9 protein-coding genes are annotated in these 10,650 nt (G+C 36.4%); 5 read left to right on the forward strand and 4 right to left on the reverse strand.

Translation table 11 applies throughout. The features are described from left to right. The first annotated feature begins 264 nt into the window (after nt 1-264). Nucleotides 265-780: an SdpI family protein gene (locus QM491_RS22215; protein ID WP_283329725.1), complete on the forward strand. Its 516-nt coding sequence runs from the start codon at nt 265-267 to the stop codon at nt 778-780. Nucleotides 781-848: 68 nt separating this feature from the next. Further along, entirely contained in the window at nt 849-2,075 is a 1,227-nt protein-coding gene (locus QM491_RS22220; protein WP_283329726.1) for an S-adenosylmethionine:tRNA ribosyltransferase-isomerase, read from the forward strand. Between the two features lie 123 nt (nt 2,076-2,198). Here the strand turns inward: QM491_RS22220 and QM491_RS22225 are convergent, their stop codons facing one another. Next, nucleotides 2,199-3,473: a replication-associated recombination protein A gene (locus QM491_RS22225; RefSeq protein WP_283329727.1), complete on the reverse strand. Its 1,275-nt coding sequence runs from the start codon at nt 3,471-3,473 to the stop codon at nt 2,199-2,201. Between the two features lie 130 nt (nt 3,474-3,603). Here QM491_RS22225 and dcm point away from each other — a divergent pair, with 130 nt between their 5' ends. After that, nucleotides 3,604-4,839 (forward strand): DNA (cytosine-5-)-methyltransferase, encoded by a 1,236-nt coding sequence (gene dcm, locus QM491_RS22230; protein ID WP_283329728.1) that lies wholly within the window; start codon nt 3,604-3,606, stop codon nt 4,837-4,839. On the opposite strand, the gene QM491_RS22235 is transcribed toward dcm, so the two are convergent. Both QM491_RS22235 and QM491_RS22240 read right to left on the reverse strand, forming a co-directional pair. Continuing rightward, a complete protein-coding gene (locus tag QM491_RS22235; protein ID WP_283329729.1) occupies nt 4,815-5,582 on the reverse strand; it encodes an Eco47II family restriction endonuclease in 768 nt (255 codons plus the stop codon). The two genes, dcm and QM491_RS22235, sit on opposite strands and share 25 nt — an antisense overlap. A 105-nt stretch (nt 5,583-5,687) precedes the next feature. Then, on the reverse strand, nt 5,688-7,217 hold the full coding sequence (locus QM491_RS22240) for an RtcB family protein (protein WP_283329730.1): 1,530 nt from the start codon (nt 7,215-7,217) through the stop codon (nt 5,688-5,690). A gap of 219 nt (nt 7,218-7,436) precedes the next feature. Here QM491_RS22240 and QM491_RS22245 point away from each other — a divergent pair, with 219 nt between their 5' ends. Beyond that, a complete protein-coding gene (locus QM491_RS22245) occupies nt 7,437-7,670 on the forward strand; it encodes a hypothetical protein (RefSeq protein WP_283329731.1) in 234 nt (77 codons plus the stop codon). A gap of 12 nt (nt 7,671-7,682) precedes the next feature. Here QM491_RS22245 and QM491_RS22250 read toward each other — a convergent pair whose 3' ends face one another. After that, a complete protein-coding gene (locus tag QM491_RS22250; RefSeq protein ID WP_283329732.1) occupies nt 7,683-9,203 on the reverse strand; it encodes a TROVE domain-containing protein in 1,521 nt (506 codons plus the stop codon). Between the two features lie 130 nt (nt 9,204-9,333). Between QM491_RS22250 and QM491_RS22255 the strand changes: the two genes are divergently transcribed. After that, the gene (locus tag QM491_RS22255; protein ID WP_283329733.1) at nt 9,334-10,338 is read left to right on the forward strand and encodes a helix-turn-helix transcriptional regulator; all 1,005 of its coding nucleotides are present in this window, start codon (nt 9,334-9,336) and stop codon (nt 10,336-10,338) included. The last annotated feature ends 312 nt before the right edge of the window (nt 10,339-10,650 follow it).

The raw sequence follows: 10,650 nt of genomic DNA on the forward strand, positions 1-10,650 counted from the left end.
TATAACAACAAAATTTTATTTGGCATAAATCCTTCAAACTCTAGTCAATATCCATTCGACACCAAACATCCTAATGCGATTAGTCAAGAACTGAAAAAAGTCAATCGAGAATTGTTCTCACAAAATTAGAAAACCTAAGCTTTCTGAAGTAATTTTGCAGTCTGAAAAATGGGGGTTTGGTCGCTCAGTCTCATGTCATTGGTTCATAAAACGTAAATCTGACTAAATCACAACCCTACCAAAGATAAGAGACAGTCTGAAAAAATGAGTGTAGAATTATTTATCTCAAGAACGTGGCGTTATGCCTCTATGTTAGCATTTGCGCTAATATTGTTGTTTACCTATCGTGGTCTGCCTGATTTTACGGCTGTTCACTTCGGGCCAAATGGTAGAGGTGATGGCTTCTTACCCAAAGACGAAATCTTCTATCTCTTCTTAGCCATCTCGCTGGTTGTCAATATTTTGCCTATTACTGTAGCAAAAATGATCCATAAATTACCAGATACATCTTTCTCTTGGATTCCGAATAAAAAATGGATAGCAAGTCGTAAAGACTTGAATGCTGCAATAAGCAACTGGTTGAACTTTCTACCTGCTTTTATCAATACTTTTTTGATTTTAGTACTTCGTGCTATTTTGACACTCAACGACGATCGTAGCTTTAATACTAGTTATTCTTATTTGTTGGTGGTGGGCGTGATACTTACATTGGCTTGGTTATTTTATTTGCCTATCAAATTGTTATATACCAATCCAACTGTAGTAGAAGTAGAAGATTAATTTTATCAAATTAATCACTCAAAATCCGAAACGATAAGTATCAGTACAAATACTTAATTAACAATACCATGAACGAGCTTTCTATAACGGATATTAAATTATCTGATTATACTTATGAGCTTCCTGATGAAAGAATTGCCAAATTTCCCTTGACCGAAAGAGACCAGTCTAAGTTGCAGGTATATCATCAAGGTGAAATTACTCATACTCAGTTTTATCAAATCACAGACTATCTTCCACAAGGTAGTCTGTTGGTTTTTAATAATACCAAAGTAATTCCAGCAAGAATTCATTTTCAAAAACCGACAGGAGCTACCATTCAAATTTTCTTATTACACCCCATTGCTCCAACTGCGGTCATCAATTTGGCAATGGAGGTAAGCGAGAGCTGTATTTGGGAATGTATGATTGGGAATAAAAAACGTTTCAAGAAAAACGATATTCTTCAGCGTACCCTACAAGTAAATGGTAATGAAGTAGTTGTGTCAGCCAAATTAGCCAATGAAGAGCAAAATCATGTAGAGCTTTCTTGGCAAAATTTGAGTAACGATACTCCTATTCTATTCGTAGATTTGATTCAGTCATTGGGTGAAATCCCTTTGCCTCCTTACTTGAATCGTGAGACAGAATCTTCTGATTATGAAACGTATCAGACTGTTTATAGCGAGAAAAAAGGAGCTGTAGCTGCGCCAACTGCTGGATTACATTTTACAGAAAAGGTATTACAAAAATTATACGATTCGGGCTTCAAACAAGATTTTTTGACCTTACATGTAGGCGCTGGAACCTTCCAACCTATCAAGGTTGAAAATATTGTAGAACACCGAATGCACAATGAGCAGATTGTTTTTTCCAAAAATAATCTTCAGACGCTAGTACAACACGAAGGTCCTATTATTCCAGTGGGTACCACGTCTATGCGTGCGCTTGAAAGTTTGTATTGGTTTGGAGTAAAATTAGGAAAAGGTGATTCTGAATTTTTCATTGAAAAACTCTATCCATATCAGCATACAGAGACTCTTCCTAGTCGACAAGAATCATTTGCTACTATTCTAAATTTCATGGAAAGCAATGATATTGAAGAGCTTACGGGGGAAACCGAGATTTTTATTTTCCCTGGTTATCATTTCAAGGTTTGTAGAGGAATTGTTACCAATTATCATCAACCTGAAAGTACTTTGGTATTACTTATTGCTGCTCTTATCGGCGAAGATTGGCGTAAAGTATATCAAGAAGCCATGGAGAAAGACTATCGCTTTTTAAGTTACGGCGACTCGTCGCTGTTGTTGCCATAATAGTAAGTTGTGAATAATAACATCTTATACTACCTCCTTACCAGTCGGCTATCAGCTTTTAAGTCAAAACGAAAAAATATTTTCCACTTGCCCAAAGCTGATAGCCGAAACCCCAAAGCTTTCTTAATACTGATACCACTCTCCCCAATCATTGCGTAGCTTTTGACGGATTTTTTCTTCTGCTGAATTTTGTTGTGGTTCAAATAGTTTTGTTTTTTCTATCTCTTTCGGAAAAAACTCTTGCTCGGCAAAATTCCCTTTATAATCGTGAGCATACTTATAGCCTTTGCCATAATCTAAAGATTTCATCAGTTTTGTTGGTGCATTTCGCAAATGCAGTGGCACAGGGAGGTTTCCCGTTTGTCTAACCAACTCTTGTGCCTCTCCGATTGCCAGATAAGCAGAGTTACTTTTTGGAGATGTCGCCAAATAAATGACAGCCTCCGACAAGATAATCCTAGATTCAGGCATACCAACCACACGAATCGCCTGAAAGCAGGTATTTGCCATCAAAAGAGCATTAGGATTTGCCAAACCAATATCCTCAGCCGCCAAAATAACCAAACGTCTTGCGATAAACTCTATATCTTCACCTCCTTCCAACATTCGAGCCAACCAATAGACAGCGGCATTGGGGTCTGAACCACGAATAGACTTAATAAATGCTGAGATAATGTCGTAGTGTTGCTCTCCATCTTTATCATACATGGCAATGTTTTGCTGCAACTTATCTACTACCATTTCATTGGTAATCTCCAGAGACTCTCCAGCCTGTTGAAAGTTTGTTACCAATTCAAGGATATTGTATAACTTTCGACCATCACCTCCTGAGAACTGAAGAATAGCATCGTATTCAACAATTTCTATATCTCTATTTTTCAAAAAACTATCTTTTAGTAAAGCTTGATTCAACATTAATATCAAATCATCTTTTTCCAAAGACTTCAGTACATATACCTGACAACGAGACAACAAAGCCGAAATTACCTCAAACGAAGGGTTTTCGGTGGTAGCGCCAATCAGCGTTACAACCCCTTGCTCGACTGCACCCAATAGAGAATCCTGTTGTGATTTTGAAAAACGGTGAATCTCATCGATAAATAAAATAGGCGAAGGCGTATCAAAAAACTTTTGTTTTTTTGCCGAATCTATAGTTTCACGAATATCCTTTACCCCCGCACTAATCGCAGAAAGTGTATGAAAAGGACGCTTGAGTGTTTTGGCAATAATACTTGCCAAGGTAGTTTTACCAACCCCAGGAGGTCCCCATAAAATAAAGGAAGGAATCCGCCCAGCCTCAACCGCTCTGCGCAAAACAGCTTTTTCTCCAACCAGATGTTCTTGACCCACATAATCATCGAGCGTCTGCGGACGCATCCTTTCTGCTAATGGTTGCATAGTAGTTATTATCTCTAAATTTCTTATTCAAAATATAATTTTTCGTTTCAAAATAAATCAAAAACACATTGATAATCAAAAAAAAATAGCCTAAATTTGTAACCATTGTATAAGGTTAAACAAGGTGGTTATGAATGATTTTTTAACATTAAATGAAGCGGCCGAAATATTAGGTAAAAGTAAAGAAACTTTGAGAAGGTGGGATAGAGAAGGTAAATTACAAGCCGTACGCGAACCAATGAGCAACTATCGTGTGTATTCTCGAGAGCAATTAAATATTTTTAATGATTTTATCAAATCAAAAGAAGATAAAGAAATTTCAAACTACGAAAAACCACTATATCATTATTCTGTAGTAGAGCTTTTTGCGGGTGCAGGAGGATTAGCTATTGGTCTCGAACAAGCTGGTATTGAGTGTACTGCTTTAAATGAAATTGATAAATGGGCTTGCGAAACACTAAGACGTAACAGGCCACACTGGAATGTATTAGAAGGAGATATAAAAAGCTTTAATTTCTCTGAATACCATAATCAAGTCGACCTTGTGACTGGAGGATTTCCATGTCAAGCCTTCAGTTATGCAGGGAAGAAGCTCGGTCTTGACGATGCCAGAGGTACGCTATTCTACGAATTTGCTAGAGCTGTACAAGAAATCAATCCATTGATTTGTGTCGGTGAAAATGTGCGAGGTTTGTTAAGTCATGAGAATGGGAAAACACTTCAAGGCATGATTTCTATTTTGAATGAAATTGGCTATAATGTAGTACCTATTCAAGTACTAAAAGCAGTCAATTATAAAGTTCCTCAAAAACGTGAACGACTTATCTTAGTTGGAATCAGAAAAGATATAGATATTCCATTTGAATATCCCAAACCTTACAAAAAGATATACAACCTTGCAGATGCTTTAAAAAAGGGTGAGCTTTTTGACACTGATGTACCTGAATCTGATGGTGCAAAATATCCAAAATCAAAGAAAGTTGTTTTAGACCTCGTCCCTCCTAAAGGCTATTGGCGTGATTTACCTTTGGATGTTCAGAAGAGCTATATGGGAAAAAGCTTTTATTTAGGGGGTGGTAAAACTGGAATGGCTCGTAGAATTGGATGGGACGAACCTAGTCTTACCCTAACTTGTTCTCCTGCACAAAAGCAAACGGAACGTTGTCATCCAGAAGAAACTCGACCATTCACTGTACGTGAATATGCAAGAATTCAAACATTCCCAGATGACTGGAAATTTGCTGGTTCTACCTCTCAACAATATAAACAAATTGGTAATGCAGTCCCTGTTAATCTTGGCAGAGAGGTAGGTTATTCAATTGTAAAATTTTTAAATCAGTATTATAGTTTATCAAAACCCAGATAATATTGGTAATTTTCATATGTAATTTCATTAAGGATGGTTCTACCAGATTTCTCTGAACCATCCTTAATTTCATTTAAAGCGGAGTTTTGCTTTTTCTCTGACTCTTCAATTCGAATACTTTTCAGATAATCCTCGATCACTTTTGGTAAAATGCTATACAATTGAAATAGTGCATTATCAACTCCAGTAAGTAGTTGATAAAATTGATCTCCTGATATTTTGTAAACTCTACTATGACTATATTCTTTGCCATTAATGATGCTAGTCCATTTTTCACAAAAACTTTGTGTAGCTAATATTTGTACCCAATAACACTTTGCTTGTTTATGATCATCTGCATATCGTTTTAACTTTTGAAATAGACTTTCAGCAGCACTACTATTCATCGTATTATGCTTATTTTTAATATCAGCAAATAGCGTATTATCAATAGCTTTAATATCAAATCCACTCAAATTACCTTTTTCGTAACCAGCTATTCCTCCTAATATTTCCTCATGAAAAGTTCCGATTGAATTATTAATTGATTTGTCTACTTGACGTAAAATTTCGGCATGAATTAATGCTTCTTCATCCATAGTATTGAATTTTACATCAAATACCATTTTAAAAGCATCAATTTTATTGCTGTAGAATTTCTTTTTATTAATATCATTTTTTGCCTTTTGATAAGATTGATAAAGGTTGCCAACACAATTCAATAGGTGCTCGTCACTAATAAATGATAAATAGGTATTTGCCATAGATATTATTTTTAAGTTTTGGATCAAAAATAAAATTTATTCATAACAAAGCCTTCTATTTTCAGAAAAACTCCTGAGAATAGAAGGCTTATTGTTCAAAAGATTTTAGTCTTCTGCCTTTTCACGACCGTCGGCCATTCGTACGATTTTTGGACTAAACTGCGCTATTACTTGCACTAAATCCGTTTGAGCATCCATGACTTTCCGAATATCCTTATATGCTTGAGGGGCTTCATCCAAGCCGGCACCTATGAGTTGTACCTGTGCTTTTTTGAGCTCAGATTGCAAATCATCTTTTGTCAACATACCAAGTGCTTTGGTTCTTGACATTTTACGGCCTGCACCATGCGAAGCAGAATTTAAACCTTCATTTATTCCTTTTCCACGAATCACATAGCCAGGCTGAGTCATAGAGGCAGGAATAATCCCTAAATCTTGGCTACCAGCAGGCGTAGCTCCTTTTCGATGCACAATCACAGGCGTTCCGTCAGCAAGGCGTTCTTCCCATGCAAAATTATGGTGATTCTCGATTCGCTTCAATGGGTTTTGATTGAGAGCGGCAGCGATTTTATTGTGAATCTCATGATGATTGGCAGAGGCATAATCACCTGCTAAATTCATAGATAACCAATATTCTTGCCCTTCATCGCTATTCATATCTAGCCAAGCCAAATGTTTAGCTTCCTTTGGAAGCCTAGTTTTTTCCATGGCTATCTTTGAATAATGATTGGCAATAGCCCCCCCAAATCCTCTTGAACCCGAATGCGATAACAAGGTAAGATATTTTCCTACGGGTAAATCCATCAGCTCATCCTGTGCTAAGACTTCCAATACCCCCCATTCAACAAAATGATTTCCCGTTCCTGAAGTTCCTAATTGTCGATATGCTTTATCTTTTAAGTCACGAATCAATTTTGTCGCAGTCCATTCCGAGCGGTCAAAAAGTGTATCATCATATTTCTGCTTCGACTCTGATCCCATTCCAAAGAAGCTATGGTTTGCTAGCATTTTTTTTAACAATTTATCTTCTCGTTGAATCATCGATACAGGTAAATCAAATACGCTCATACACATACGGCAGGCAATATCTACCCCAACAGCATACGGAATCACAGTATTTGCTGTAGTGGCAAAAACTCCACCAATAGGCAATCCATATCCTTGATGTGCATCTGGCATCAGTGCTCCAGCTACCGAAATAGGCAACTTCATCGCTGTTTGCATTTGGTCCAAAGCTCCTTGTTCTATGTAATTTTCTCCGTAAATTCGGTAGGATAATGCTTCTTCTCTTAGGTCAAAGAAGTTTTCTGTCTGACGACCAGTCTTAGGTAATTCATATTTAGGTTTGTTTTTCTCTGCCTCCAACAAGGATTGTCCATATTCTGATAAAACAAGTTCCTGATCTATTTCTTTCAAATGCTTGGTGTAAAGTGCCAAATTGGTTAGTTTGTTTTTAGAAAAACTAAACTTCTTTGGCGAATCTATCATTTGAGCAAACAACAACAATATATGTGACTTGTGATAAACCCCATTACTTAACAAACCATTGGCTACCCTTAAAAATTTTGGATAGGCTTCTTCATGATGTACACCCAATTGTTGTAAATCTTCTTGGGTAATGATTTCTGTTTCCATTTTTTTAGAATTTGTGCAATTGTTTTGTAAAAGGTGTAAAACTATTTAAAGAGGAAATAAAGAGGTAACAAGCAAAAAGCGACATTAATAATTTGCTCTACCACTGAGCTACTGTACAAGACAGGTAGGAGTCGAACCTACGACACAATCAGCCGAAGTAGCGCTTTTTTACGACACTCTTTAAAATCTTAAAAAAACAAAGGCAATGAGCAAAGAACGATGATAAAAGGAGTCGATCGAATTCGAAGTATCGCTCTTTTACGGCACTCTGGTATATTTTTTGTAAAAGCAATAGGCAGGTCGAGAATGGGGCATTGCATTGCTGGAGTCGAACCAGATGACCTCATTGTATTGCTCAATCACGCCATTCCTCCCCTGTATTGGAGCGAAGTATCTCAACCTTACAGCATTTTACAAAATCTTCAATATGATAGCCTTATGCTTAGAACTTAACACATAGGTACTTTACAAATCTATTCCTTGAATAAAATCCACAATACTCTGTCCATTTTCTAAGGCATCGAGTACTTCAAAAACTTTATCCGACCAGCCCGCCAACAAATACACATCTCCTGATTCTACTCTCAAGGGGCTTTGACCATAACCCGCCAAATCAAAGAGATATAATTTTGCCTTGGGATATTTACTCTTATACTTTTGCCAAGTCGTTTGAATGCTGTTTATATTCCTATTTTGGTTATTCCATAACTGTGTATCCGTAAAAATCATGACTTTGTCAGCTCGATACTCACGTTTTAGCAAATCTTCAATCACCAAATGTGCATTTGTCGAATATCCGACTTCGCCTTCACGTCTATGAAATGCTTCAACATTCGATAAAATACTTTTACTTGGCATTTGTATAACCTTCCAAGTATCTCCAAACATCCCCGTAACTACATTTTTACAACGACTTTGCAAAAGCATCGCCAATAGCAAACCTATATCATAATACATTAGACTACTTTTTGCTGACAATCTTTGTTGCATCGAGCCTGACACATCACAAGCTAAAACAACTCTGGTATCGTTCTCAAATCCTTTAATATTTTGAGCACTTGTTAGCATCGCTTTTTCCAAAGTATCAAAAACGCTAGTAACTCTACCATCCGTTAGATTACTCAATTCTCGATAAGCAGACCAATATCTAAATGGCAATTGTTTAGCACTCTTTATAGCGTTTTCATCAGCTAAGTACGTTAAAACAATCTCTAAACACTCATCTGAAATATTACTTTCAAGCATATTTCTCAGATTTCTTAGCAAGGCCATATAGCCTACTTTCCTACTCAGAATTAGCTCTTCCCACTTGGCTTTGAAGGCTTTATTTTTTGCATTTTTACTTTCAAAATGAAGCTGTCCAAGCGCAGAAAGTTCAGTTTCCCATGTATATGGTGTTGATAAGGTATCTTGGGTGATTTTATCAAAAACTGCTTGTTGTGCTAAATCCTTAGGTTTCGGATGAACCAAGAACAAGACATCTCTTAACTTTACCTCCGTATTTTGATTATACTTTGCAAACTGATATTCATCAAACTGATTAAAAGCCTTTGCCAAGCCTTTTTGAATTTGCTTCGAAAGTCTATTCAATCGCTTTGTACCTGTTCTTTGATTAGTTTGCTGATAATAGGCTAATATTTCTGTGATCTCATCTGGTCGCATAACTACTTGCTCAATAGCTTTTCCGACCCATGCTCCTGCCTCAGCTTTTTTCGCTAACTCTACCGAAAGCACAATTGGCACAGAGCGCAAGTTCATCGAACGACGCGCATATACGGCTAATTTAGCGCAGTATTCTGGCGATACTTTTTCAATCAATTGTTGTAGGCGTATTAATCGGTCTTCAGCTTTTTCGTAGAAACTGTCATGAAGCAGGCTCGACACCGTAGCACTATATAATTCCATTTCTGGACTCAATTGATACGAAAGTGCTCCTTCATAATTTTTGAGAATAGTATTAGTCTTCTTTAAGAAATTGAATTTCATGACATTAGGTTGTTTTAAATTTCTAATACAAAATTGCATGGTGTCTACGCAGTCTTTTTGCGTAGTTCAATTTATTTTTACTTTTTTGTAAAAAAATATCTCAAAAATCTATAAACAGATCGAATCTAGTATGCCTACTAATAGAAATGCCCTTATCCGTTATAAAACAATCGATGCTTGTTTACAAAATCGTCAGCGAAAATGGACTTTAGAAGATTTAATAGAAAAAGTATCAGATGCGCTCTATGAATACGAAGGAATCGATAAAGGAATCAGCTTGCGTACCATTCAAGCAGATATTCAAGTTATGCGTAGTGATAAATTAGGTTATGAAGCCCCAATAATCGTTATTGATAAAAAATATTATACCTATGCTGATCCTAATTTTAGTATTACAAAATCTCCGATTACCCAAACGGACCTTGTTCAAATGAATGAAGCGCTGTCGCTATTAAAGCAATTCAAAGGTTTTTCTCATTTTGAGCAATTGAGTGAAGTGGTCAATAAGCTGGAAGAACACGTTTATAGTGCTCAAGAAAAACGAAGTTCAATTATTGATTTTGAAAAAAATGAGAACCTGAAGGGACTTTCGTATTTAGACGATCTTTATCATGCAATTTTAGCTAAAAAAGCTCTTGTTATAACTTACAAATCATTCAAAGCACGACAGGAGGGTATTTTTATATTTCACGGATGGTGGTTAAAAGAATTTAAAAACCGTTGGTTTCTGGTAGGTAAAAGAAGAGCAAATGAAAGTATTTTACATCTTGCACTAGATAGAATCCAAAGCCTTCACATCTCTGAAGACATTACTTATCTACCAAATGATGCCATTGTTCAAGAAGAATACTATAGAAATACCATTGGAGTGACTGTAAATAATCTTCGTCCACAACAAATAGTATTAAAGTTTACTCCTTTGCATGCTCCTTATGTAATTACCAAACCTTTACATCACTCACAAAAGGTTATTGAGGAAAATGAAAGAGGTCTAACTATTGAATTAGCATTACAAATCAATTTTGAGTTAGAAAAAGAAATTCTAGGATTCGGAGATGGGGTTGAGGTTTTAGCTCCTTTAAAATTAAGAAAGGTAATTCAAGGTAGATTAAGCCGTGCTTTAAAGTATTATTAATCATAAAGAACAACATGATTTCGAGCATCATTCCAACTTGTTAGAGCAGTAAAATATCTGATTTTCTGAGTCCTTGTAAAACGCAAAAAGCCACTCTTTTGGAGTGGCTTCTGTTTGTTATAATATTTTTGAGCTTTTCTACTTTCCCGTATTGGTCGCGGCGCGTAGTCCGGGGCGCATAGACTACAGTATCCTCAACGATACTGACCTTATAAAACGCAAAAAGCCACTCTTTTGGAGTGGCTTATCTACTTTGTAATATTTTGGAGCTTTTTTACTTTCCCGCATTTGATTGCAGTATCATCAACGGTA

The sequence above is a fragment of the Flectobacillus longus genome (genome assembly GCF_030056705.1).
GTDB lineage: Bacteria > Bacteroidota > Bacteroidia > Cytophagales > Spirosomataceae > Flectobacillus > Flectobacillus longus.

What these genes read in the sequence shown, in the direction of transcription:
- QM491_RS22215 (WP_283329725.1), top strand. Translation starts at nt 265, where the DNA reads ATGAGTGTAGAATTATTTATCTCAAGAACGTGGCGTTATGCCTCTATG.
- QM491_RS22220 (WP_283329726.1), top strand. Translation starts at nt 849, where the DNA reads ATGAACGAGCTTTCTATAACGGATATTAAATTATCTGATTATACTTAT.
- QM491_RS22225 (WP_283329727.1), bottom strand. Translation starts at nt 3,473, where the DNA reads ATGCAACCATTAGCAGAAAGGATGCGTCCGCAGACGCTCGATGATTAT.
- dcm (WP_283329728.1), top strand. Translation starts at nt 3,604, where the DNA reads ATGAATGATTTTTTAACATTAAATGAAGCGGCCGAAATATTAGGTAAA.
- QM491_RS22235 (WP_283329729.1), bottom strand. Translation starts at nt 5,582, where the DNA reads ATGGCAAATACCTATTTATCATTTATTAGTGACGAGCACCTATTGAAT.
- QM491_RS22240 (WP_283329730.1), bottom strand. Translation starts at nt 7,217, where the DNA reads ATGGAAACAGAAATCATTACCCAAGAAGATTTACAACAATTGGGTGTA.
- QM491_RS22245 (WP_283329731.1), top strand. Translation starts at nt 7,437, where the DNA reads ATGATAAAAGGAGTCGATCGAATTCGAAGTATCGCTCTTTTACGGCAC.
- QM491_RS22250 (WP_283329732.1), bottom strand. Translation starts at nt 9,203, where the DNA reads ATGAAATTCAATTTCTTAAAGAAGACTAATACTATTCTCAAAAATTAT.
- QM491_RS22255 (WP_283329733.1), top strand. Translation starts at nt 9,334, where the DNA reads ATGCCTACTAATAGAAATGCCCTTATCCGTTATAAAACAATCGATGCT.